Annotated in this window: 19 protein-coding genes; 8 read left to right on the forward strand and 11 right to left on the reverse strand. The window is 40.6% G+C overall.

All coding sequences use genetic code 11. The features are described from left to right. Positions 1 to 30: 30 nt before the first annotated feature. The gene (locus tag ACQ7EO_RS05315; RefSeq protein ID WP_419309533.1) at positions 31 to 486 is read right to left on the reverse strand and encodes a GNAT family N-acetyltransferase; all 456 of its coding nucleotides are present in this window, start codon (positions 484 to 486) and stop codon (positions 31 to 33) included. Positions 487 to 594: 108 nt separating this feature from the next. On the opposite strand from ACQ7EO_RS05315, the gene ACQ7EO_RS05320 reads away from it, so the two are divergent. Together ACQ7EO_RS05320 and ACQ7EO_RS05325 are read left to right on the forward strand one after the other, a co-directional pair. Beyond that, positions 595 to 2,073, forward strand: a complete 1,479-nt coding sequence (locus ACQ7EO_RS05320; RefSeq protein ID WP_434279082.1) for a PLP-dependent aminotransferase family protein — start codon at positions 595 to 597, stop codon at positions 2,071 to 2,073. A gap of 146 nt (positions 2,074 to 2,219) precedes the next feature. Then, entirely contained in the window at positions 2,220 to 4,547 is a 2,328-nt protein-coding gene (locus ACQ7EO_RS05325; protein WP_270383529.1) for a TonB-dependent receptor, read from the forward strand. A gap of 224 nt (positions 4,548 to 4,771) precedes the next feature. On the opposite strand, the gene ACQ7EO_RS05330 is transcribed toward ACQ7EO_RS05325, so the two are convergent. The 7 genes from ACQ7EO_RS05330 to betI form a co-directional block, all read right to left on the reverse strand. After that, positions 4,772 to 5,146 (reverse strand): hypothetical protein, encoded by a 375-nt coding sequence (locus tag ACQ7EO_RS05330; RefSeq protein WP_167321156.1) that lies wholly within the window; start codon positions 5,144 to 5,146, stop codon positions 4,772 to 4,774. Positions 5,147 to 5,516: 370 nt separating this feature from the next. Beyond that, positions 5,517 to 6,725 (reverse strand): MFS transporter, encoded by a 1,209-nt coding sequence (locus ACQ7EO_RS05335; RefSeq protein ID WP_434279083.1) that lies wholly within the window; start codon positions 6,723 to 6,725, stop codon positions 5,517 to 5,519. 193 nt (positions 6,726 to 6,918) lie between these two features. Next, positions 6,919 to 7,506: a TetR/AcrR family transcriptional regulator gene (locus ACQ7EO_RS05340; RefSeq protein ID WP_004823436.1), complete on the reverse strand. Its 588-nt coding sequence runs from the start codon at positions 7,504 to 7,506 to the stop codon at positions 6,919 to 6,921. A gap of 599 nt (positions 7,507 to 8,105) precedes the next feature. Continuing rightward, a complete protein-coding gene (locus ACQ7EO_RS05345) occupies positions 8,106 to 8,900 on the reverse strand; it encodes a TorF family putative porin (RefSeq protein WP_434279084.1) in 795 nt (264 codons plus the stop codon). 67 nt (positions 8,901 to 8,967) lie between these two features. Continuing rightward, entirely contained in the window at positions 8,968 to 10,662 is a 1,695-nt protein-coding gene (betA, locus tag ACQ7EO_RS05350; protein ID WP_434279085.1) for a choline dehydrogenase, read from the reverse strand. 90 nt (positions 10,663 to 10,752) lie between these two features. Then, positions 10,753 to 12,225: a betaine-aldehyde dehydrogenase gene (gene betB / locus ACQ7EO_RS05355; protein ID WP_434279086.1), complete on the reverse strand. Its 1,473-nt coding sequence runs from the start codon at positions 12,223 to 12,225 to the stop codon at positions 10,753 to 10,755. Continuing rightward, entirely contained in the window at positions 12,218 to 12,841 is a 624-nt protein-coding gene (gene betI / locus ACQ7EO_RS05360) for a transcriptional regulator BetI (protein WP_004717575.1), read from the reverse strand. The genes betB and betI overlap by 8 nt, the downstream gene beginning before the upstream one ends. 263 nt (positions 12,842 to 13,104) lie before the next feature. Here betI and ACQ7EO_RS05365 point away from each other — a divergent pair, with 263 nt between their 5' ends. After that, on the forward strand, positions 13,105 to 14,697 hold the full coding sequence (locus ACQ7EO_RS05365) for a BCCT family transporter (RefSeq protein WP_004823430.1): 1,593 nt from the start codon (positions 13,105 to 13,107) through the stop codon (positions 14,695 to 14,697). Between the two features lie 241 nt (positions 14,698 to 14,938). Here ACQ7EO_RS05365 and ACQ7EO_RS05370 read toward each other — a convergent pair whose 3' ends face one another. The 3 genes from ACQ7EO_RS05370 to lipA all read right to left on the reverse strand — a co-directional run bounded on the left by ACQ7EO_RS05370 (position 14,939) and on the right by lipA (position 18,748). After that, on the reverse strand, positions 14,939 to 15,856 hold the full coding sequence (locus ACQ7EO_RS05370) for a siderophore-interacting protein (RefSeq protein WP_004823429.1): 918 nt from the start codon (positions 15,854 to 15,856) through the stop codon (positions 14,939 to 14,941). Positions 15,857 to 16,358: 502 nt separating this feature from the next. Next, positions 16,359 to 17,456 carry a helix-turn-helix domain-containing protein gene (locus tag ACQ7EO_RS05375; RefSeq protein WP_004823428.1) on the reverse strand — a complete coding sequence of 366 codons (1,098 nt, stop codon included), beginning with the start codon at positions 17,454 to 17,456 and terminating at the stop codon, positions 16,359 to 16,361. 299 nt (positions 17,457 to 17,755) lie between these two features. Further along, a complete protein-coding gene (gene lipA, locus ACQ7EO_RS05380; protein ID WP_434279087.1) occupies positions 17,756 to 18,748 on the reverse strand; it encodes a lipoyl synthase in 993 nt (330 codons plus the stop codon). Positions 18,749 to 19,110: 362 nt separating this feature from the next. Between lipA and ACQ7EO_RS05385 the strand changes: the two genes are divergently transcribed. Genes ACQ7EO_RS05385 through ACQ7EO_RS05405 form a run of 5 tightly spaced genes read left to right on the forward strand, consistent with a single transcriptional unit; the run spans position 19,111 to position 24,853 of the window. After that, positions 19,111 to 20,073 carry a thiamine pyrophosphate-dependent dehydrogenase E1 component subunit alpha gene (locus ACQ7EO_RS05385; RefSeq protein ID WP_004823426.1) on the forward strand — a complete coding sequence of 321 codons (963 nt, stop codon included), beginning with the start codon at positions 19,111 to 19,113 and terminating at the stop codon, positions 20,071 to 20,073. A 15-nt stretch (positions 20,074 to 20,088) separates the two neighbouring features. Then, the gene (locus ACQ7EO_RS05390) at positions 20,089 to 21,108 is read left to right on the forward strand and encodes an alpha-ketoacid dehydrogenase subunit beta (protein ID WP_004717558.1); all 1,020 of its coding nucleotides are present in this window, start codon (positions 20,089 to 20,091) and stop codon (positions 21,106 to 21,108) included. Position 21,109: 1 nt separating this feature from the next. Next, on the forward strand, positions 21,110 to 22,645 hold the full coding sequence (locus tag ACQ7EO_RS05395) for a 2-oxo acid dehydrogenase subunit E2 (RefSeq protein WP_004823425.1): 1,536 nt from the start codon (positions 21,110 to 21,112) through the stop codon (positions 22,643 to 22,645). 10 nt (positions 22,646 to 22,655) lie between these two features. After that, on the forward strand, positions 22,656 to 24,056 hold the full coding sequence (lpdA, locus tag ACQ7EO_RS05400; RefSeq protein ID WP_004823424.1) for a dihydrolipoyl dehydrogenase: 1,401 nt from the start codon (positions 22,656 to 22,658) through the stop codon (positions 24,054 to 24,056). Between the two features lie 11 nt (positions 24,057 to 24,067). Further along, the gene (locus ACQ7EO_RS05405; RefSeq protein ID WP_004717552.1) at positions 24,068 to 24,853 is read left to right on the forward strand and encodes an acetoin reductase; all 786 of its coding nucleotides are present in this window, start codon (positions 24,068 to 24,070) and stop codon (positions 24,851 to 24,853) included. Positions 24,854 to 24,859 lie beyond the last annotated feature (6 nt).

Below are 24,859 nucleotides of genomic sequence, written 5' to 3' on the forward strand. Positions count from 1 at the left end.
AGAAGCATTGTGTTTCTGGTTTTTTATGGATTAATTTAACGCCATACGATATTCAATGACCCCTGGTTTTTCAGCAATCCAGTCATAGAGTTTTTGTGCAGTTTGATTGCTTTGTTGCGTGTGCCAATACAAGCGCGCGCAGGGTTGAACAATCGCTTGCTGTTGTACATATTCAATCAGGCGCTTGCCTACATGTTGACCTCTTGCCTGTGGAGAAACATATAAGTCTTCAAGATAGCAAAAGTTGGCCTCGGCCCATGTCGAGCGATGGATAACATAATGTACAAAGCCCAGAACATGCTCACCTTGTTTAGCAACAGCACAATATATCGGTTCTTGATCATCAAAAAAACGTTGCCAAGTGGTTTGCGTAACTGTATTGGATAAAGCCACTTGGTAAAAGTCTTGATAAGCCAGCCAATACTCCACCCATTGTTTATAGTCTTGTTGTGCAACAGGCACAATTTGAACCACTAAATTTTCCACAGGTATTCTCCAGTCGTCGGGAAAGAAAGAGGAGAAATGAGTTTAAGTGTGATTGTGGTATTCAAATAAGATACACTTTGAGTATTTTTAACAGTACCAGTTTTACTTATGGCGACAGCAGCATCGGCTTATTTCCCCCATTTGATCTTGCCTAAAGGGGTGATTAAAGAGGGTTTATATAGCGTTTTACGTGATGCAATTTTGGATGGTCGTCTGGCTTCTGGAACCAAATTGCCCTCTAGTCGTGTCTTGGCGGAAATGATGTCGATTTCTAGAAATTCAGTCTTGGCTGCAATGGATCGTTTACTGGATGAAGGCTATGTTGTGACCAAGCCAAGCTCTGGTACATATGTCGCTGAGCTGATTCCTGACCAATTAATTTCTATACAAGAGATAGCGATAGAATCTGCATCTGACATCTGTCACAAGCTAAATATTAATCCGCATATCGCAAATTTATTACCTGCTTGGCAGAAACAAAATGTATCTGGGCAGGGTGAAAAAATATTTCATGTCGGCGTTGGCTGTACCGATTTATTTCCCCATTCACTTTGGGGGAAATTATTGGGACGTGCTTGGCGGCAGTCTCATCAGCAATTGGGTCAGTTTCATGATTGTCGTGGCTATTTGCCTTTACGTCAGGCTATTTGTGATTATGTTCGTTCTACGCGGGGGCTAAAATGCGATGTACAACAAATTTTGATTGTAAATGGTACCCAACAAGCGATTCATCTTGTAGCTTATGCATTATTACAACCTTTGGATCAGATCTGTTTAGATGAGCCCGGCTATGATGCCGCTTTAAATATTTTTCGGAGTTTTGGCATTCAAGTTCATCCTGTATCAAGTGATCACGAAGGGATGAAAATTGCTGAGATTATTCAGCATTATTCCGAAAGTAAATTCATCTATACCGCACCCTCTCATCAGTTCCCTTTAGGTGGAACACTCAGTTTAAGTCGACGATTGGCCCTATTGGAATGGGCCGCAAGTCAGCAAAAATGGATTTTTGAAGATGATTATAATAGTGAGTTTAGATATGGAACGCATCCAATTCAAGCCTTACAGGGCTTAGACCAACAGCAAAGAGTAATCTATTCAGGTACTTTTTCTAAAATGATGTTTCCTGAGTTTCGACTTGGATTTATGGTGGTTCCAGAATCGCTGATAGAAACATTGAGTCTGGCAAAATATTATACCGATACGCGGAGTGCTTATTTAGAACAAGCGGCTTTGGCTTTGTTTATCAAAGAGGGGCATTATGCACGCCATGTCCGTAAAGTGCGTAAAGCTTGCCAAGAACGTCAACAGGCATTAATTGCTGCGATTCAACAGTTTCTTGCAGATGTATTGACTGTTCAGCCAACCGACTCAGGGATTCATGTGATTTGTTGGCTAAAAGCCCCATGGACTGAGCAAAGCTTTATTGATCAGTGTCTTGCTATTAATCTGGCTGTTCAGCCTTTATCTCGCTACTGTCAACAGCCTTATGAAAAAGCAGCAGTATTGTTTGGCTATGCAGCGCATACTCCAGATGAGATTAGCATGAATATTCAGAAGCTGGCGCAACAGATCAAGCACACCTAATACGGCTTCCTTTTTCATCTTCTATATTTCTTTATTTCCGATATAAATCACTAGCTGGTCTAGCTGTATAAGCATTGATGATAATTGTTGTACATCTGTTTATGTAATGTTATAACATAACAATAAATTACAATCCGGAATCCATGATGCGTCACCATACTTTAGCAATCGCTATTTCTTTACCGGTCTTTCCTGCATATGCGATTGAAAATAAACAACTGACTGTACTTCCAGTGATTCGAGTCAATGCTGAAAATGATCCATTTATCAATCAAAGTATCGTTGTAGAAAATAGAAATGCAGACAATAAAACTTTAGGTGATGCTTTAAAGCATCTTTCAGGAGTACAAAGTAGCGCTTTTGGTCCCAATTCAGGTGCGCCTGTGATTCGCAGTTTGAGTGGAAACCGGGTGCAGATTTTGGAAAATGGTCAGTCTATTTATGGGATGAATAGTATCAGTGGCAATATTAATATCCCTTTTGATCCTTTATTCACTCAATCTGTTACCGTCAATAAATCTTCAGACAGTGTACGTTATGGTGGTAATGCCATTGGCGGAAGTGTGAATATTGATTCTGGTCTAATCGATACAGCGATGCCGAATAAAAGTTCTCAATTAGAGCTTGTAGCGAAAAAGGGCTGGAATGATTTTGATGCCAAAGGCTTTAAACTCAATCTCAATAACCAAAGTAATTTTTCTACCAATGTATTGTTTTCTAGCCAAGATATGTCAGCTTATAAAATTCCGGGAGAGGGTAAAGCGAGCATATGTAATACTGGTGTATTTCCAGCGACGGGTGGGGTAAATACAGCATTGGCAGATGCTTGCCAAAAAGAAGCACGCATTCAAAAAAATTATAATACTGCATCACAGCCTTATATTGACCAATTTATGACGGAAAATCCTGATTGGGCAGATGGTTCATTTTCCTTCTATACAGATAAACCTACCTCAGTTTGGAGTGGAAAAACCTATACCAATCCGATAAACCCTAAATATGTGCCCAATACCCAGCAATATACTGAAAATAAAATTAATAAAGATGTCACACCCAACTATAAAAACAAGCTGGGCAATAGCTATTTAGACAATCAGCACTTTGCGATTGGAAGTACTTATTTTCTCAACAATGGACGTATTGGGCTCAGTGCTGATTCAAAAAAAAGTGAATATGGGGTACCTGGATTTTCTCTTGAAAATAAATCTTTTCAATCTACCAGTGACAGCATACCAGTCGGGGTGAAAACAGATCAGCGAAGATATGCCTTAGACAGCGAGTTTAATTTTAGCCCGTTGTTATTGAAACAAATACAATTTGATGTGAGTAAGAGTGTCAATACATCAGGGGAATATTTAGGATCAAAAATGGCCAATAACTATAAATTTGATACCCAACAGGCTGAATTATTACTGAAGCATAGACCTGTTGAATTTTGGAATGGTTTTATTGGCTTTAATCAGATTGATCGTAAAGTGGTAGGACATGGAAATTTACGTTATTTACCGAATATCAATACGCAAACACAAGCCGTGTTTATCAAGGAAAAATTAGACTTTGATTGGCTAGAACTCGATGCTGGTTATCGTAACGAAAAGGTTGAACATAAAATTCAAAAAAGTGATTTTGTACCATCCAGAAATTCACCGAATACAAAACTCACCGATACAAAATTTAATCTTGAAAGCTACAGTTTCGGTTCATACCTAAAATATAATGATCTATTGGGTTTAAAGTTGCGTTATTCAGTGTCAGATAGAGCGCCTGAAATTAATGAACTTTATGCCAGCAATCCACATTATTCAATTATGTTACAAGAAGAAGGCAATCAAAAACTCAAAGAAGAAAGGTCCAAAAATCTTGAGTTAACAGGCCTGTTCAATTATAAAAATTTTAATTTTGAAGCGACTGTATATAAGATGAAATATGACAAGTATTTGTATTTGACCCATTCAGGGGCACAAATGCGTAATCGCTTGCCGCTTAAATATTGGACCCAGACAGATGCTGAAATCACTGGATTTGAAATTGATTTAAAACAAAAGTTTGAACTCAATCAGTATGGCAATCTTTTGATCTCTGCTTTTGCTGACTTGGTGAAAAATAAAAACCTCAATCCAAACAAAACCAGTTTGGCAAATGATGGAAATTACTTACCCAATATGCCAACGAACCGTTATGGGCTAAATCTTGAATGGAATAAGAATGATTGGTCAGCACGCTTATCCAATATTTACTATGATCAAGCTCAGTATTTAGGCAAAAATGTGTCTAAAGAAATTCCATTGCCGTCTTATAACTTGTTGGATCTACAAATTCAGAAACACTTCAAATTACAAAATGCCAATTTTGATGTTTTTCTCAATGGGTCTAATTTGTTAAATGAAGATGCACGACCACAGAACTCGCCATTAAAATACATTGCACCACTTCCTGGGCGTGGGGTACAGCTGGGTATAAGTATGAAAATTTAATCGCTTAACTTTTGTTGACTAAGTCTTATATGCTGGATCTTAACTTAAGATTTATTATCGGGGTCAATAAGTTGCTGTTGTCGAGAAGACTTCAAGCAACGTGTTGGCCCCTTTATTTTGATAGATTGAGAGTAACAAATTGATGTCATTAAATTAAAAATAGCTTTTAAAAATAGTCTATTCGATTCAATCATTACAGCTTGATTTATTGCTGCACCAATTCCTTAACATGCGATGGCTGCTTCACGTTCAAAAATAGATTCAACACTTTCAAATGCCAAATGACAAGCTTGGTTTTGATATTGTCGAGCATAACTGTTTACTGCACTTTCAAGCACTTGTAAAAAATCATTATAATTCTGTTCAAAGTCTAATAAGTCGAGTAAGTCTGATTTTTTGCTGTTATGGCAGTTATATTTTTGAATAAAATCAAGCATTAATTTTTGAATAGGCGCATGGGTAAAATAAATTAAATAAGTTGCTGCCGAACCACAATGCAAACAACCTTGTTCAAGATAAATTTCTTCACTGTTTAACCAGCAGCATTGTAAGGTAAAAAATGCTCGAATCGCTTCAGTCGCTAGAGTAGGCTGTTCCAAAGTGTTCACCAATTTTTCAGATAATGAAATTGATAATCATTATCAATTAAATTTTGCAAAAAGTCTATGTGATAATCGGTAAATTTTTTAAGTGTTGCTGTGAAATAACGGTACAAATTGATGTTTTGTATATTGTTCGCTTCTATATTTTAAAGGTTTTATATTTGCGCGTATTTGCCTTGTTTGGAAAAAATCATGGAGGTTATTTTGGTGTCGATTCAGTGTCTACATTGTGGTGGATTGCGCTCATTATGAGCATGCTTCAGCTATCGTTTAAGAGGTGGATCAAATAGCCCAATCAACGATGATGGTGCTGTTTGATCCAATAGATGTTGTCATCGAAGCATGGTGTTAAATGACAGCTTTAAATTTATTGGCTGCCCAAACGATGTCCTGATTTAAAACCATTTTTATGCGCAAAAAATACAATAGATAACCCCAATAATGATAATGCGATGATACAAACAAAAAATGAGTCTATGCCTACATTTTGTAGCAGGATACCACCTAAAATACCGCCCCCTGCAACCGCAAGATTAAACACCGTCACCAGCATGGATTGGGCAATATCTACATTTTCACTTGCGACATCTGCCAACGCAGTTTGTAGTAGGGTTGGTGCACCACCAAAAGTCATTCCCCAAAGTACGATACCTAGCATCACAAGCCAAATGTGATGACCGCTCAAGCCCATGAAAAGAGCAGCGATGGCAAAGCCTGTTAAACTGATCAGGGTTAATTTGCGTAATGATCTATCGATCCAAATCCCTGTAATCCAAATACCGAATATTGAAGAAAGACCAAAAATAAGAAGGACAAGATCAATATGCTCACTCAGATGTACAGCAGCCAAATAAGGTGAAATAAAGGTATAAAGTATATTATGTGCCAAAATCCAAACAAAAATAACCGCCAAAATTGCGCCTATACCGGGGTGTACCAAGACGTTGAGAATGGATTGTTGTTTGTTTGCTGGTTGTCCTGCCAAATGAGGAAGGCTTATTTTTATCCAGATGATCAGGATTAAAGCAAGTCCTGAAATCATCCAGAAAACCCCACGCCAGCCAAACAGATTGCCCAACCCAATAGCTAAAGGCACACCCAGACATAATGCGATGGGTTGACCAACCCCAACGATTGCCATCGCTCTGCCTTGTAGATGGGCAGGAACCAGACTTCGAGCATAACCCGCCAAGATACCCCAGATAATTCCAGCTGACATTCCCGCAATAAATCGTGAAATCAGGATGACAATATAGCTGGAAGATAGCGCTGTTAGACTATTGAAGACAAACAAGCCTGTGATTGCCAATAACAATAAAGGTTTTCTTGACCAACTCCGTGTTGCAGCAACCACAGGGATCGCTGCAATGACCGATCCTAGGGCATAAACTGAAATCATTTGTCCTGCTAAAGCTTCAGACACCTCTAAGTCATGACTGATCAATGCCAATAAGCCCGCAGGTATGATTTCCGTCATAATGGTAATAAAACCTGCAACCGTAAATGCCAATAATTTCCATATCGGTAAGCTGAGCGCAGATCGGTTCTGCTCTGATCTGTTGTTGAACTGATTCATGCGCTATACCTCTGTGTATGATTGACAGAAAGGTCATCTCGTTTAAGGAATATAGGCATCCCAAAATTTTCAAGATTAATATTCATTGTTTACTCCATGTTGTATTCATATTGGAATGATCGTTCCATTTTAAGGTAAATAAAACCCTCAGCATTGCAAACTACCCAGTCGGCTAAGGGGGTGAAACTAAAAATTAATACAAGGTATTTAGTGCGACTTCAGCAACATTCTCTAGATATTGCTGACGATTTTCTGCGCTACAGCCTTTGCTCAAAACGCGAATGCCTTGAATGGTATTCACGAAAAAAAGTGCTAAGGCTTGTGGAGAACTGTGTAGGGTGATTTCACCAGATTGCTTTCCTCTGATCATAAGCTGTTCCAGTGCGAGCTGTAATCGTTCAAAGTTGTACGTGACAGATTCTGCAGTCTTTTGATCGTGTCCTGCTAACTCCAAACAGGCATTGGCCATTAGGCAACCGCGATGTTGCGGATCATTTAATTCATCTTCAATGATACGAGATAGTAATTGTTGGATGATACTTTTGACTGATCCATCACTGGATAATAAATCAATATTTGATTTACTGATCAGGCGTTGATAGCGAGATAAGGCCTGTTGGTAGAGTTGCTCTTTATTTTTAAAGGAACTATATAAACTGCTGCGTGAGAGTCCAGTTTCTTCAACCAAATCTTGAATTGATGTCGCTGCAAATCCTTTACGCCAGAAAACTTGCATCACCGCATTTTCAACTTCTTCAGGATCAAACTCTTTCGTACGCATAATGTTAATTTATACTGGAACAATCGTTCCTAATACTTTATACAAACAATCAATGGCTGTCTAATGATAATTCAACAGTATGGGGAGATTTGAGTTTGCTTTATTGAAATAAGCCAAGATATAAGTCAACCTGTCAAAAAAGCTCAGACACAAGAATATAATTTCTTTTAATGAATATTTTTAATTAAATCAATTGCATGAGAAAATAAATTATTTAATTATAAAAAGCTTGCAATGCCACACCTTACATTCAAAGTTTAAATAGCTTTGTGTAGGCGATGCCTCACTTTTCAGAGATGAAAAGTGACAAAAATCTTCTATTGGGCGAGGGGTACGTCCTGTACCCCCGCCCAACGGCGACATCCATGTCGCCTCACGGTAGAATCACCATCTATAATTCAAAAGTAAAAAAATGAATTGATAACCAACAGTTTCTAAAAGCACATACAAAAACATAAGTTCATTTCTGATCAATGACTTGATAGAAATCACTTGTATGAATAATTAGGGGGGTGACTATAGACATTAAAAAACCATGCTTATGGAGGGCATAGTTTTTGGTTGATCTATAACAGGTTACTAAATATTTAAACTTTAGTTTAAAACTTTTTAGTGAGTGAAAAAGTGAGGGTGGAATCAATTGGATTTGAAATTTTGGCATTGGGATTGCCATTGCTGTATTTTTGATAATATCCGTCTTTGTCCCATGCTTTGCTATAACTTAAACTGGAAGATAAGCCATAAGGCAGCGCTTTGTTAATGGCAACACTGGCATCTTGAAAGCTTGCGGCAGAAAAGTTTTTTATACGTTGATTGCCATAATGCATATTCAGCGACCAGCCTTGAGCGATGGGTTGTAACCAATTCACATCTAAATAGCCTGAACCACGAGAGTGCTTATTGGAACCAATTGCTAAGGTGTCAGAATTATTGCCAAAATAATCTTGGGTATAAGTGATTGCATATTTAACACTCAGCGGACCATAGCTGATTTCTGGAATAATTTCACCATAATCAAAACGGGTATGACCTGTTTCAGCAGTGGTTTTTGCCCCAGGATAGTAGTAATAAGCGACTTTAGTCCCCAGATTTAACTGACCGAAACTACGGCTATAACCAGTATAGACATCCCATTCAACATTGGCATCACGGATGAAGTTATCACTCACAGTAGAAGCCCAAGTTCCTACATAAAAACCATTGGGATGAGCATAATCAAATCCGCCTTGTACAGCAGGGTTGCCCCAGGTCTGTTGAAAACCACGTGAGATATATTGGCTGGCCACTGTCAAATTTGCACTATATGGAGACGGCGTTTCTACACCAGATTCATTGGCATGTAGGGTTTGAAAAAATAAACTCAAAGGGATGGTCAATAATAATTTTTTTCTCATGTTATTCGTCCTTGAAAGATGCGACACACTCAGTCAAAACTGAGGTGTCGCTAAAATATGAATACTTTTACACGATCGGACGTAAAGGCGCTTTGCGCACAGGTGCTGTGCCAGCTTTGTAATAACCCGCTTCAGAACGTGGCAATTTTTTGCCACGAATTTGATCTGCGATTTTTTCCGCGATCATAATCGTTGTGGCATTTAAATTTCCAGTAATGATCAGCGGCATAATCGAAGCATCAACAACGCGCAAGCCTTGTAGACCATGTACACGACCTTGACCGTCAACCACTGCCATTTCGTCTTCACCCATCTTGCAACTACATGAAGGATGGTAAGCAGTTTCAGCATGGTTGCGCACGAAATCATCCAGTTCAGCATCAGTTTGCACCTGTTTTCCAGGACTGATTTCATCGCCACGATATGCATCTAATGCAGGCTGTTGCATGATTTCACGGGTGATACGAATGGCATCACGGAATTCACGCCAGTCTTGCTCAGTCGACATATAGTTGAACAGAATACTTGGATGTTCAAATGGATCTTTAGATTTCAGCTTAATTCGACCACGTGCTGGTGAGCGCATAGAACCAACATGCGCTTGGAAGCCGTGTTCTTTCACTGCATTACTGCCGTTATAGTTAATCGCAACGGGTAAGAAGTGATATTGAATATTCGGCCAGTCAAATTCATCTGAGCTGCGGATAAATCCGCCTGCTTCAAACTGGTTGCTTGCGCCAATACCAGTTCCATTCAATAACCATTCAGCACCAATTGCAGGCTGGTTAAACCATTTTAAAGCGGGGTAGAGTGAAACAGGTTGCTTACATTTGTATTGTAAGTACATTTCCAAATGGTCTTGTAAGTTTTCACCGACACCCGGTAAATCATGTACAACATCGATGTCCATTGATTTAAGGAAGCTACTTTCACCAACACCCGAACGTTGTAAAATTTGTGGTGATGCAATAGCACCCGCACAAAGCAAGACCTCACGGTTTGCACGTGCTTGGGTGAGATTGGTTTTATCCGCACCGATGATATATTCCACACCAATCGCTTGTTTTTGATTAAATAAAATTTTATTGGTGGTGGCATGGGTCACGATCGTTAAATTAGGACGGCCTTTTGCCATGTCTAAATAACCACGCGCAGTACTCGAGCGACGGCCTTTTGGTGTCACGGTACGATCCATTGGACCGAAACCTTCTTGTTGATAACCATTTAAGTCATCTGTACGTGGATAACCTGCTTGTACGCCTGCTTCAACCATGGCATGGAACAAAACATTGTTGCCATTTTTAGGGGTTGCCACAGATACAGGGCCATTGGCGCCATGGTAGTCATTGCCACCAATATCACGGGTTTCAGCTTTTTTATAATATGGTAAGCAGTCTGCATAGCTCCAGTCTTCTAGCCCTTTCAGCGTCGACCAGTTATCTAAGTCCATTGCATTACCACGGATATAACACATCCCGTTAATCAATGAGGAACCACCTAAACCTTTACCACGGCCGCATTCCATACGGCGATTATTCATATGTGGTTCAGGATCAGTGAGATATGCCCAGTTGTAACGGCGCCCTTGTAGTGGGTAGGCCAACGCTGCTGGCATTTGAGTACGGAAATCTAAACGGTAGTCTGGGCCACCTGCTTCCAAGAGTAAAACAGTAACGTCTTTATCTTCAGTTAAACGTGTTGCGAGCACATTTCCGGCAGATCCTGCGCCGATGATAATGTAGTCATATGCTTGAGTAGTCATAATTATCCTTTTTGTATTTTTTAAAAGTGCCAATGCAATCAGGTGATGACATGGCACATAGGATTGATATACGGAGAAAGTGTGAGTGCATTAAAAAATGCTTTGATACTCACCTAACTCAACTTGAACTGATTTGATACGGGTGTAATGCCCAAGTGTGGTTAAACCATTTTCACGGCCGACACCTGATTGCTTATAGCCACCCACTGGCATTTCAGCAGGGGATTCGCCCCATGTGTTGATCCAGCAAATACCTGCTTCGATTTGATGAATAATGCGATGTGCTTTGGTGATGTCTTGTGTCACAACACCCGCTGCTAAACCAAAAGTGGTGTCATTGGCACGACGAATGACTTCTTCTTCAGTTTCATAACTGAGAATGCTCATGACAGGGCCAAAGATTTCTTCTTCAACAATGCGCATATCATCTTGGCAGTCACTGAAAACTGTCGGTAACACATAAGCACCTTGCGCCAATTCAGCTTCTGTCGCACGGCCACCGCCAATCAGCAGTTTGGCACCTTGTTGTTTGCCTGACTCAATGAACGACAGGACTTTTTCCATATGTGGGAAGCTGGTGAGTGGACCAAAGTTGGTTTGCTCCGCCATTGGATCGCCGATACGGATTCGTTTTACCCGTTCTACAATAGCGGCTTCAAAATCTGCCAACAGGGCTTTTGGAACAAAGACACGTGTACCATTGGTACAGACTTGACCTGAACTAAAGAAGTTTGCCATCACCGCAATGTCTGCTGCACGATTGAGGTCAGCATCATCACAAATAATTAAAGGGGATTTACCGCCGAGTTCCATGGTCACTTCTTTGAGTGTAGAACCTGCGGCACTTGCCATAACTTTCTTGCCTGTTTCAACACCACCAGTGAAAGAAATTTTTTCAATGACTGGATGTTCAGTTAACCATTGTCCAATCTCACGGCCTGCACCTTGTACCACGTTAAATACGCCATCTGGTAGTCCAGCTTCAGTATAGATTTCAGCAAGTTTAAATACGCTTAGTGGTGTGGTTTCACTTGGTTTAAAGATCATGGCATTCCCAGCAGCTAGCGCAGGGGCAGATTTCCATAATGCGATTTGAATTGGATAGTTCCAAGCACCGATTCCCGCGACAACACCAAGTGGTTCACGACGGGTATAGAAAAAACTTGATTCACGAAGCGGAACTTGCTCTCCCTGAATTGCAGTCGCGAGACCTGCGTAATATTCGAGTACATCGGCACCTGTGACAATATCAACGGTCGATGTTTCGCTATAGGCTTTACCTGTATCGAGGGTTTCTAAGCGAGCGAGTTCATCATTACGCTCACGTAAGATGTCGACAGCGCGACGTAAAATACGAGAACGCTCCATCGATGTCATTGCGGCCCAAATTTTTTGACCTTGTTGTGCGCTTTGAACAGCCGCTTCTATGTCTTGTTGTGATGCTTGTTGAAGGGTTGCGATCACTTCACCGTTGGCAGGGTTAATACTGGTAAAGGTCTTACCACTGGTCGCTGCTACATAGCGACCATGGATGTACAATTGATGAACTTGTGAATCACTCATTCTGTCTCTCCTGCAAAGGTTTTTTCGCAAATTGCAATTGCGTTTTTACATAATCGTAAGCAATGGAACGCGCCAGCTGGCTGTCAAATTCATCATGACTGCTTAAACTGCCACGTAACCATAATCCGTCAATCAATGCCGCTAAACCACGAGCGGCAATGCTTGCCTGTTCTTTGTCCAATAACTTGAGAAAGTGAAACTTCAAGTTTGAATACAGGCGTTGATCATTAATTTGTTGCAAGCGCCCAAGTTCGGGTAGGTGCATGCTTGCAGACCAAAAGTCTAACCAGATGCGCATGGCTTGTTTATTGACCTGACTAATATCAAAGTTAGAATCAATAATTGCTTTAAGTTGGCTTTCTGGATGCTCGTCTGCTTCAGTTTTATTTTGGTCGGTTTTACGACGTAAAACATTCAGCATTTCTTGCATGCAGGTATTTATTAATCCCTGTTTATCACCAAAATAGTGACTCACAATACCTGTGGATAGCTCGGCTTTCTTTGCGATTTGTGCAATGGTCATATTGGATAAGCCCACTTCATAAATCACATCAAATGCGGCGTTAATAATTTCTTCACGTCGCACATGCTCTGGTTTGACTCTACGTTTTGTCATGTATATCCACTTAAAGTGCTGAAAAGGCACTTTTTATTTAACATTACTCAATGTAGAACATCTTAGCATTTTTTTATAATACTTTTTATTGATTGAACGTTCAATCAATAAAAAGTATAATCTGCAAAAATCAATAATTTTTTGATGAGTAATAAGAAATGTAAGTGTATACATCAACATTCTGATCCAACAGGATGTTCAGTAAAAATAGTACATATCCTATTATTTTTTAAGAAAATACACCGATTGCAAGGAGCAATAGCATGGTGTCAAATAGCCATAAAGGATATTCGTCCGAACGGATTCGATTAAATTTATTTGTGTTTGGAAGTTCTGCAATCAGTATCGGTATTTTTGGCCTATTGTTTGTTTTATTTCCAGAAAGAAGTCAGTTTTGGCTGACCTATGTGCAAGAGCAGGCCAATCAACTCTTTGGTTGGTATTACATGCTGGTGATTGTGGCATGTCTGGGTTTTGTCGGATGGTTGGCTTTTTCACGTGCTGGACAACTTCCACTTGGAAAAGATGGTGATAAACCTGAGTTTGGTTACTTGGCTTGGGTGTCTATGCTGTTTTCAGCAGGTATCGGCATTGCCTTACTGTATTATGGTGTTGCTGAACCTGTCGATCATTTCTTAAGACCACCTGAAGGCGAGGGCGGCACAATCCAAGCTGCCAGAGATGCCATGATGTATAGCTTTTTACATTGGGGTATACATGGTTGGGTGCTCTATGCCTTATTGGGTGTCACCTTGGGCTATTTTGCCTTTCGCTTAGATTTACCTCTGGCTTTACGTTCTGCGCTTTATCCAATTTTTGGCGATCGGATCTATGGTTTGATCGGCGACTTTGTGGATGGTTTTGGGATTTTAGCCACGGTGATTTCTTTGGTCACCAACCTAGGTATTGGTGCACTGGTGTTGGTTTCGGGCATCAGCTATTTAGTCCCAGCCATTCCAGACAACAATGTTACCCTGATTGCAGTGGTATTGGTGATGATGTCTGTTGCGACCATCACCACAGTGGTGGGGATTGAAAAAGGACTGGCTTGGCTTTCACGGATTAACTTACGTTTACTCTATGCGTTACTGTTATTTGTGTTCTTAACTGGACCCACCAATCATTTACTCAATGGTTTGGTACAGAACGTGGGTGACTATCTTAACCATTTTGTCGCGAAAAGTTTTGATGTGTATTTATACAATCCACAAGCGAAAGGCTGGCTTGGTTCTTGGACGGTGTTTTATTGGGCTTGGTGGATTGCTTGGGCGCCTTTCGTTGGGATGTTTATTGCGCGTATTTCAAAAGGGCGCACCATTCGTGAAGTGGTCTTGGGTGTGTGTCTGATCCCTTTAGGCTTTACTTTGGCTTGGATTTCCATTTTCGGAAATACTGCAATTGATTTAATTTTGAATCAAAAACAAAAAGTTTTGGGCGATATGGTTCTTACTGATCCAGCTTTGTCTTTGTTTAAATTGCTCGAATATTTACCTTTTAATCCTTATGTGGCTGGGATTGTTGTGGTGATTTGTTTTGTACTGTTCTTGACCCCAGTGGGTTCGGGTACGCTGATGATTGCAAATCTGTCTACAAAAGGCGGAAGCAATGAAAGTGATTCACCGATTTGGTTGCGAATTTTCTGGTCTGTGGTGATTACCATTGTCAGTATTGGTTTACTGTTAGCAGGTAGTTTCCATTCGATGCAAAGTGCCGTGGTGCTATGTGGTTTACCATTCTCGGTGATTATTTTGCTGTATATGTTTGGTTTAACCAAAGCAATTAATCAGGACTTAGCCAGCCCGCAACCACCACAAGCTGTCAATAAAACGACTGATTCTTCTGAACCCGTCAAATAAAAGTCAGAAATTAAGGTCTGTTGACAATTCGTCTACACAAGCTGAGCAATGAATAATAAAAAGACTCGGATCGCGAGATCCGAGTCGGCTGCTGTCAATTGTGTCCAATCATCATTGAGTTAGGCCATAATAAAGCCAGAACATCGATCTCAAGAATTGAGATTTCCATTTCAAATACTCCCCTAAATAACCGTCTTAAGAAAAGTGAGATGGGGTGATTTAAATCGGGCAATGGTTTCAGTTAAACAGGCATATCTAGATCATCAAATGTTTCTAACGTTTTACCTTGTTCTAGATGTTTTTGATAATATGCGACTCGGCTCAGATCTAATGTTGAGCTGGACATGCCGACATTCCAATAGCCCGCTACACGAATATCATCTTTACTCAAATGACTGTGTTGGGTAAACAGCTTACGTATCGCTCTTGCTTCATTACGTTCACAGGCTGCCCAAACGCTTATATCTTCACGATCTTTAAACTGCTCGGCAACTGTAAGTAGCATGCCCAATTTACCCGCTTGCTGTGGTTTTTCCCGATGGAGCAAATGCATATTTACTCCATGATGTTTTGGCAAATCATCAATAATATTGGCTTCACAACTTTCAATATAAATCTCTCCCTGAATCCCCGGTTGCCAATGCTGTAAAATTGAATAAACGGCAGGAATGGCGGTTTCGTCAGCAAACATCACTACGCGTTTGGCTGGGGTAAAATTGGGGATGAAGTGCGGTCTTGGACCCGTAAGTTGAATTTTAGTGCCAATTTTTGCTGAATCTAGCCAAAGCATTGCTGGACTTGGGTCAGCATGTAGAACAAAGTCAATTTCAATTTGACGGGTACTTGGATCAAAGCAACGCACGGTATATACACGTGATATAGGTAAGCTGTCTGCTTGTTGATGCACTTCTAAACGAATGGCAAGGTTAGGTGTTGTCCATAAGTCTGGCTGTGTTGTATTAATTTCCCCCCGAATACGTACAATTGATGGGAAGGGATGGGACATCGCTGTTATCGTCATCTCAATGACTTCCAGATTCCGCATATGATCATCTTGTTTCAGTATCGTTTTTTGGTCTGATACTGTTTTTTTGTCTGAAACCGTTTTTGGGTCTGGTACTATTTTTTGATCTGATGTCGTTTGTTGTTGGCTATTCATTATTAAGTCTACCTATATTTATTGAGCAATAAACCACAATTGCCTTTCTTTCATTGCTGAGCGGATTGAGAAGATCTGCATGGTGTTAAATGTAAAATATAATCATTATCATTTAAAGAGTATTTATGTTTAAATTATTTGTATTTTAATTTTAGCAATTGATTTATTGCGGAGAGAGGTAAGATTGTGAGGCGTTGTAGTATTGATCAGGCTAATGGTTTATTTTAATTGCGTGAAAAATATATTAATTTTAATCTTGTAATTTTCTATATAGGACTAATGATCTAGACTACTTTTCTGTCGCCGGTCTTAAAAATTGATCTTAGATCGATGCATTTATTATTTCTTTATACAAAGCAACTTCAAGCAAAACAACTTCAAGCAAAAACATAGCTCGCTTGAAGAGATGTATTCTACTTTACTCAACTTTATAGCCTTAAACATCGGAGCAAAACGGCACTGTACTACAAGTTGTGCAATAAAATATCTAAGTTCATTGAGCCTAAAGTAATTTTAAAAAATACGCGCGATGCTGACTTTGTTCAGGCAATAATTCCAGTACCCGTTGTATTGCATCATTACGTTCAGGAAGACGACTAATAATTTTTAAAAGTGGGTCAATATCCTGAATTTGATAAATCAGATGACTTAAACGCGCATCGAAACAATCACGCCATGTGGTCAAGAAAGGGCTTTCTGATTTGGCCAAAAAACTTCCTTTGTAGAGTGAAAATGTACTGGCGAGAAAACCTGCATTGAGGGATTGCTCAGCTCTGGTAAAGTCGGTTTGAATCTCACAAACTAACTTATAAGGGCGCGATAAAATACAGTTGGGGAGCAAAGTGCGTAATTGTGACATTTCTGCTTTTAAAGTTTTTTCACTAATGTCCCGATCACCGTATAACGCATAGTGCAATTCATCTAGGTTAATACCCTCTGGGTGTAACACAAGAATGCATAGAATTTCAATTTGTCGATGGGTCAAAGTTAAAAGCTGTTGGTTAAATTGAACTTTAGGTGTACCAAAAACTTTGAGATAAAGCATGTTTTTTTGTTCAAATTGAATCGCACGTTGAACCAACTCTGCGCAGCGCTCTACAGCCAATACACCCAGTGAAGTATGCTTCTTGTACTTGGTCGATAAATTAATCACACCATGAAATTGTCCAGATACAGGATCAACAATCGGCGCGGCATAACAAACCCAATCCTGTACACTATTCATCTGATTTTCATGTGAATAAACACAGCTAGAGAGATGATTATTTAAGGCCAAACCAATCGCATTTGTACCGACAGCCTGTGTTGACCAATGTCCACCTTCGACAAAATGCACTTGTTCCGCCGAGGAGAGCATAGCACGGCTGCTCCATGTCCAAAGTAATGTGCCATGATGATCTGTGATTCCAATTGCCATTTCAGAATCATCTGCAATTTTTAGTAAATCCGCATAATTATGTTGAAGAGAACGACGAAACAGTGATGGTTCTGGTTCGGGAGGTAAAGCGAGAAGTGGCGCAGCAGTGACGGATTCGATATTGACAAAATGTGTGGTCTGTAAACGAAGCGCTTGTGGCTGTAATTGATTCAATAGCTTCATATCATATTCCTTTATGATGAATGGTTATGCCATTAATACCTTGTATTCTTTGTCGTTGTGTCTGGTGATTTTAGTTGATGATCACACCAGATTTTAAGCTATATTCAAACAAATAGTGTTTCGAAAATAATCATCTTTATTAATTCATTTATTTCACTTTAGAAGTTAATGTTTCGCTTTGAAATGAGTTTTCTGCTCACAAATGTTAAATAAAGTTACCAATAAAAAGACAGTGTGATCTTTTTAGTACTCATTGTTTAATGTTTAGGCGTCCATATTCACTTTAACACTGAATCATCCTAAATTTCTGTGACAATGTTTTCACGTGTAAACGGCTTGGGTACAGGCTCGCCCTTGTATTGACGATCAGCAAAATAGCTGGAACGAACCATTGGCGCACTCCATATATTTTTAAACCCTAATAACTCACCATGTGCTTGATAATGTTCAAACTCTTTCAATGAAACAAAACGATGTATTGGGGCATGAGATTTAGACGGCTGTAAGTATTGACCAATGGTGATATAGTCCACCTGATAGTCACTGAGGTCATTCAGCAACACAATAACTTCTGCTTCGACTTCACCCAATCCCACCATCAAGCCACATTTCGTTGCGATGTCTGGACGTAAATGCTTAAATCGTTTTAACAGTTCCAAGGAATGTTGATAATCTGAACCTGGACGCATTGCACGGTACAAACGAGGGACCGTTTCAATATTATGATTAAATACATCTGGCGGGGTTTCGCTCAGAATGTTGAGGGCAACTTCTAATCTGCCCCGAAAATCAGGGACTAAAATCTCAATCAGCGTATCTGGGCTACTTTTACGGATTTCTCGAATACATGCAGCAAAGTGTTGTGCTCCACCGTCAATAAGATCATCACGGTCTACTGAGGTAATCACCACATAGTTTAAATTTAGATTTTTAACGGTTTCTGCTAAATGTTTCGGTTCATCAGCATCTAAAATATTGGGACGTCCATGGGCCACATCACAAAATGGGCATCGACGGGTACAAATATCTCCCATAATCATAAAGGTCGCTGTTCCACCACCAAAGCATTGTGGCAAATTGGGGCACGCGGCTTCTTCACATACGGTATGTAGTTTTTGTTGACGTAATAAATTTTTAATACGTTGCACCTCTTCAGGCTGGCTGATCTTGGCGCGAATCCATTCAGGCTTTTGTGGGATCTGTTCAGTACTGATAATTTTTACTGGAATACGTGCCAATTTATCTGCACCACGTAGTTTTTGTCCCGTGGTAACTGAAACTTTTAAATCCATTTTAAATAGTCCATTAAATAAAATAATTAAATATAAAATGACATTTTTATCTATGATGTCAAATATATTTAAAATATTTATCAATATAATAAAAGAGTGCAAAATATTAATATTATAAAATAAAGGTTGGTTAAAGGTTTGATTTTTTAAGTTTTTGAAAATTATAAAAATTTACAAATATTTTTTGCTTTATAAGGTACTGTTTTTAATATTTTTATTGTGTTTTATAAAGAAATATTTTTTTAGTCTAATATTAATTTTGAATGAAATAATTTTATATAAATATACGAATTTTAAACACCAGTGTTTATTTTTAAATATATGGTTTTTACTTTTAACTGTGAACATGAAGGAATAAGTATATGCAATTAACGGAAGAGCAATTGCTAGCAGCATACAGACGGATGCGAGATATTCGTGAGTTTGAGGATCGACTTCACGATGAAAATAATACAGGTGATATTCCCGGATTTATCCATCTTTACAGTGGTGAAGAAGCGGTAGCCGTTGGGATTTGTGAAAATTTGACCGACAAGGATTTTATTACCTCAACCCATCGTGGTCACGGTCACTGCATTGCCAAAGGATGTGATATTCACGGCATGATGTTGGAAATTTTTGGTAAAGACGATGGTTTGTGCCGCGGCAAAGGCGGTTCAATGCATATTGCTGATTTAGACAAAGGTATGTTGGGAGCCAACGGTATTGTTGGTGGTGGGCCGCCTTTGGCAATTGGTGCTGCGTTAACCGCAAAAACCTTAAAGACGGGTGGAATTGGTCTGTCATTTACTGGGGATGGTGGTTCTAACCAAGGTTTGACCTTTGAAGCGATGAATATGGCTGTGGTTTTAAAACTCCCAGTGATTTTTGTTTTTGAAAATAATGGTTTTGGTGAAGGTACTGCGCATGATTATGCAGTCGGAAGCAAAGACATTGCAGGTCGTGCTGCGGCTTTTGGTATGCCTGCTGAAAAAGTAGATGGGACAGATTTCTTTGCTGTGTATGAGGTCGCCCAAAAAGCTATTGAACGTGCACGTCGTGGTGAAGGCCCAAGTGTGATTGAAACCATTACCAATCGTTTTTATGGACACTTTGAAGGTGATCCAGGACTAATTCGTTCAAAAGAAGAGCTCGATTATGTCAAAGAGCATAAAGATCCGTTGAAAATTTTCCGTGAAAAAGTCAAAGGCAAGATTGCTGAAACCACGCTGGATGCAATTGATGTTGAATCAAAAGCCAATGTCGATGCTGCTGTCGCAAAAGCACGTGCTGCCAATTATCCAGAACTTTCTCAACTTCTTACCGACGTTTATGTCTCTTACTAAAGGAATAGTAAAGCAATGCCAAATAAAAGTTATCGAAACGCGATTAAAGAAGCGATTGAATCAGAAATGCGCCGTGACCCAAGTGTGATTGTTGTCGGTGAAGATGTCCGTGGCGGGCATGGCGGTAAAAATACGGATGACAATAAACTCGAAGGCTTTGGCGGCGTACTTGGTGTCACCAAAGGGCTATGGACAGAGTTTGGCTCTGAGCGTGTGATTGATACCCCGATTACTGAATCTGCAATTATTGGAATGGCGGCAGGGGCTGCTGCAACAGGTTTACGACCTGTGGCTGACCTGATGTTTATGGACTTCTATGGCGTATGTCATGACATGTTGTATAACCAAGCGGCCAAATTTCGTTATATGTTTGGTGGAAAAGCCAAAGCGCCTTTGGTGGTTCGAGGCATGATCGGCGCAGGCTTTTCTGCTGCCGCACAACATTCACAATCCCCGTATAACGTGTTTGCTGCTGTACCCGGTTTAAAAGTCGTGGTGCCATCTAGTGCGTATGATGTAAAAGGCTTATTGATTCAAGCCATCCGTGATGATGATCCCGTGGTGTTTTGTGAACATAAATTGCTTTATGACATCAAAGGTGAAGTTCCTGATGAGCCATATACCATTCCTTTTGGTGTAGCAAATTACACCCGTGAAGGAACCGATGTCACGATTATTGCGCTAAGTTTAATGGTGCATCGTGCAAATGAAGTCGCGGATAAGCTTGCCAAGGAGGGGATTTCTGTCGAAGTTGTTGATCCACGAACGATTTCTCCACTGGATGAAGAAGGTATTTTAGAATCTGTCGCGTCAACAGGGCGTGTGGTGATTGTTGATGAGTCTGCTGCCCGTTGTGGTTTTGGGCATGATGTGGCTGCATTGATTGCACAAAAAGGCTTTCATTATCTCAAAGCACCCATTGAACTGGTGACACCACCGCATTCACCTGTGCCATTTTCACCAGTATTAGAAAAACAATGGCTACCAAGTGTAGAACGTATCGAACAGGCTGTACGTAAAACGTTGGAGGCTTAGGATGAGCGAAATTAAAACTTTAGAAATCCCAAAATGGGGTTTGTCGATGGAAGAGGGCACCATTGCCCAGTGGTTGATTCAAGCAGGCGAGCAATTTAGTAAAGGACAAGAAATTTGTGAAATTGAAACCACAAAAATCGTCAATGTCCTTGAAGCACCGTTTGATAGTACCTTGCGTAAAATCATTGCCAATAATGGCGATACTTTAGTGGTTGGCGGGATCATTGCAATTTGTGCAGATGCGCAAGTTTCTGATGCTGAAATTGATGCCTTTGCTCAATCTTTGGCTGGTGCACCTATTGTCAATAAAAGCAAAACTGTTGAAGTGGTTACTGAAAAGCAGACGGCAACTCAGCCTGAAACCAAGACACAAGTTGTGCCTAAACAGAATCGTACTGAGCAGGTATCAAAAGCTGTTGCCCAAAATGGCTATGTAATTCCTGCGGCATTACAAGGTTACCAACATGTTGAGGATGTTTTTGCAACACCGCATGCCTTGAAATTGGCTGAAAAGCATCAAGTGAATTTGGCGCTGGTTTCAGGCTCAGGGCGTGAAGGTCGTATCAGTGTGCAAGACATTCAAACCGCAGTTCAAGCTACGGGTGGATCATGGCCCGATATTCGACAGCAACCGAGTGGTAAAGTGGCGAAATCTAAAGCAGATGATAGCCAAGTGTTGGCAACACCAGTTGCACGTCGTTTAGCCAAACAATGGGGCATTAATTTACATGACTGCCGAGCCTCAGGCTCCAGAGGACGTATTTGTAAGGAAGATGTTGAAGCAGTTTATCAGCGTGAAAACCCTGCACCTGCCTCAAATAGCGCTGATGTAATGCTGACGGAAACTGCCAAGGTGACCACCGTTGCGATGAATGGTATGCGTAAAGCCATTGCTTCACGCTTACAGACAGCAAAACGCAATGCACCACACTTCCGTTTAACAGTAAATTTAAATGTAGATGCTATTCAGGGATTACGTCAGCAAATTAATGCCACTGTGCCGCAAGTGAAATTGTCAATCAATGACATGCTGATTAAAGCGGCAGCAGCTGCATTGATCAAAGTGCCGCAGGTCAATGTTCAGTTTGATGAAGAGAATCAGCAGATTTTGCAGTTTGATCAGGCGGATATCTCGGTTGCCGTAGCGATTGAGAATGGCCTTATCACTCCAATCATTAAAGCTGCCAATACCAAGTCTTTGGCACAAATTTCCAATGATATGCGTGATCTTGCAACACGTGCCAAAACCGGCAAATTGGCGCCTGATGAATTTCAGGGCGGCAGTTTCAGTATTTCGAATTTAGGTATGCTCGGTGTTCAACAGTTTGACGCGATTATTAACCCACCCCAAGGTGCGATTTTAGCTTTAGGTGCAGCAGAAAAACGGGCAATTGTTGAAAATGAGAGCATCGTGATTCGACAGATGGTGACCGCGACCTTGTCCTGTGATCATCGGGTAATTGATGGTGCGTTAGGCGCACAGTTCTTGGCAGCATTTAAGCAGTTTGTTGAAAATCCTGCATTGATTTTGGTGTAGGAGCATGAGCATGTCAGACACACAATTTGATCTTATTGTGATAGGCGCTGGTCCAGGGGGCTATGTGGCTGCGATTCGCGCAGCCCAACTGGGCTTAAAAACTGCCATTGTTGAAGAACAGCATTTGGGTGGTATCTGCCTAAATTGGGGCTGTATTCCAACCAAAGCTTTATTGAGTGGCGCGGCACTTGCACAGCAATTTAAACATTCACAACAGTTTGGTTTTTCTTTGGGTGCGATTGATTTTGATATCCAACAACTAGTACGTCATAGCCGTCAGGTGTCTGAACAATTGGTACAAGGGATTGGCCAATTACTGAAAAAGAATCAAGTTACTGTTTTTAATGCAAGCGCTCAATTTATCGCGAAAGAACGCTTAGAATTGACTGATACAAAGGGTCAAAAACAACAGATTTCTGCACCGCATATTATTGTGGCAACGGGTGCTAGAGCCGCCAATTTAGCGCATGTTCCTGTCGATGGACAGCATGTCTGGAGTTATAAAGAGGCCTTAATCCCAGAACAATTGCCGAAATCACTTTTGGTGATTGGTTCAGGGGCCATTGGCAGCGAGTTTGCCAGTTTATATCAAGACTTAGGTTGCCAAGTCACCTTGGTTGATATTGCCAAACAGATCCTACCCAGTGAAGACCTTGAAGTTGCCAAATATGTGCAAAAGCAATTTGAACAGCATGGCATGACGGTTTTGACTGAAGCGGCTGTACAAAACATCGAAATCGACAAAGACCAAGTGCATTGTCATGTTGAAACTGCAACCGGTCTACAAACCATCACTGTTGAAAAGGTCCTTTCTGCAATCGGTGTGCAACCCAACACTCAAAATCTGGGTTTAGAAAGATTGGGTATTGAGTTTGAGCATGGTTTTATCAAAGTTGATCCGTGGTGTAAGACCAATGTGGTTGGAGTGTATGCCATTGGTGATGTCGCAGGTGCGCCATGCTTGGCACATAAAGCCAGTCATGAAGCAATTTTATGTGTGGAGAAAATTGCTGGGCTGACGCATGTACATGCTTTAGATCGTAGCCAAATTCCAGGGTGTATTTTTACCCATCCGCAGGTGGCAAGTATTGGGCTAAGCGAGCAAAAAGCCAAAGCAGCAGGTTTTACAATCAATGTAGGTAAATTCCCTTTACAAGCTAATGGTAAAGCTTTGGCTTTAGGCGAGACCACAGGATTTGTAAAAACTATTTTTAATCAAGAAACAGGGGAATTGTTGGGGGCACACATGGTGGGTCATGAGGTCACTGAACATATTCAGGGCTTTGCCATTGCTAAATATTTAGAAGCCACTGATGAAAGCCTAGCACAGGTGATTTTCCCACATCCTACGTTATCTGAGGCGATGCATGAGTCGGTTTTATCGGCAATGCAACGTGCAATCCATATTTAAGGAGTCGCAACATGCCTAGAGGTCTAAACAATAAAGTCGCATTAATTACAGGTGCCGCACAGGGCATAGGACGCGGTATTGCTTTACGCTTGGCACAAGAGGGCGTACATATTGCCTTGGTTGATCTTCACCAAGAAAAGTTAACTGCTGTTCAGCAAGAGATTCAAGCATTTGGGGTGAAAGCCACCACATTTATTGCAGATGTTGCTGATCCTGTACAAATCAGCAGTGCGATTGATCATGCAGAATCGACATTAAATGGCTTTGATATCATCATTAATAATGCAGGGATTGCCCAAGTCCAAGCCTTGGCGGAGGTGAGTCCAGATGAATTTAATCGGATTATGAATATCAATGTCGGTGGTGTGCTGTGGGGGATTCAGGCCGCTGCTGATAAATTTAAACAGCGCCAACATGCTGGCAAAATCATCAATGCATGTTCGATTGCTGGGCATGAAGGTTTTGCCTTGCTTGGAGTCTATTCAGCCACTAAATTTGCCGTTCGTGCCTTGACTCAAACCGCAGCAAAAGAATATGCCAGTGCTGGTATCACGGTAAATAGTTACTGTCCCGGTGTAGTCGGTACAGATATGTGGGTGGAGATAGATCAACGTTTTGCTGATATTACTGGTGCACCCGTTGGTGAAACTTATCAGAAATATGTGGATGGAATTGCTTTAGGACGTGCCGAAACCCCAAATGATGTTGCCGCATTGGTTGCTTTTCTAGCCAGTGAGGACGCTGATTATATTACTGGGCAGTCAATTTTGACCGATGGCGGAATGGTTTATCGTTAATACTGG

Origin of the sequence: Acinetobacter sp. CE-15, assembly GCF_051059255.1 — a bacterium.
In the GTDB taxonomy this organism is placed as follows: domain Bacteria; phylum Pseudomonadota; class Gammaproteobacteria; order Pseudomonadales; family Moraxellaceae; genus Acinetobacter; species Acinetobacter guillouiae.

Bases quoted from the DNA above. Each gene is read 5' to 3' on its own strand.
- ACQ7EO_RS05320 (WP_434279082.1), top strand. From the start codon at position 595: ATGGCGACAGCAGCATCGGCTTATTTCCCCCATTTGATCTTGCCTAAA.
- ACQ7EO_RS05325 (WP_270383529.1), top strand. From the start codon at position 2,220: ATGCGTCACCATACTTTAGCAATCGCTATTTCTTTACCGGTCTTTCCT.
- ACQ7EO_RS05335 (WP_434279083.1), bottom strand. From the start codon at position 6,725: ATGAATCAGTTCAACAACAGATCAGAGCAGAACCGATCTGCGCTCAGC.
- ACQ7EO_RS05340 (WP_004823436.1), bottom strand. From the start codon at position 7,506: ATGCGTACGAAAGAGTTTGATCCTGAAGAAGTTGAAAATGCGGTGATG.
- ACQ7EO_RS05345 (WP_434279084.1), bottom strand. From the start codon at position 8,900: ATGAGAAAAAAATTATTATTGACCATCCCTTTGAGTTTATTTTTTCAA.
- betA (WP_434279085.1), bottom strand. From the start codon at position 10,662: ATGACTACTCAAGCATATGACTACATTATCATCGGCGCAGGATCTGCC.
- betB (WP_434279086.1), bottom strand. From the start codon at position 12,225: ATGAGTGATTCACAAGTTCATCAATTGTACATCCATGGTCGCTATGTA.
- betI (WP_004717575.1), bottom strand. From the start codon at position 12,841: ATGACAAAACGTAGAGTCAAACCAGAGCATGTGCGACGTGAAGAAATT.
- ACQ7EO_RS05365 (WP_004823430.1), top strand. From the start codon at position 13,105: ATGGTGTCAAATAGCCATAAAGGATATTCGTCCGAACGGATTCGATTA.
- ACQ7EO_RS05370 (WP_004823429.1), bottom strand. From the start codon at position 15,856: ATGAATAGCCAACAACAAACGACATCAGATCAAAAAATAGTACCAGAC.
- ACQ7EO_RS05375 (WP_004823428.1), bottom strand. From the start codon at position 17,456: ATGAAGCTATTGAATCAATTACAGCCACAAGCGCTTCGTTTACAGACC.
- lipA (WP_434279087.1), bottom strand. From the start codon at position 18,748: ATGGATTTAAAAGTTTCAGTTACCACGGGACAAAAACTACGTGGTGCA.
- ACQ7EO_RS05385 (WP_004823426.1), top strand. From the start codon at position 19,111: ATGCAATTAACGGAAGAGCAATTGCTAGCAGCATACAGACGGATGCGA.
- ACQ7EO_RS05390 (WP_004717558.1), top strand. From the start codon at position 20,089: ATGCCAAATAAAAGTTATCGAAACGCGATTAAAGAAGCGATTGAATCA.
- ACQ7EO_RS05395 (WP_004823425.1), top strand. From the start codon at position 21,110: ATGAGCGAAATTAAAACTTTAGAAATCCCAAAATGGGGTTTGTCGATG.
- lpdA (WP_004823424.1), top strand. From the start codon at position 22,656: ATGTCAGACACACAATTTGATCTTATTGTGATAGGCGCTGGTCCAGGG.
- ACQ7EO_RS05405 (WP_004717552.1), top strand. From the start codon at position 24,068: ATGCCTAGAGGTCTAAACAATAAAGTCGCATTAATTACAGGTGCCGCA.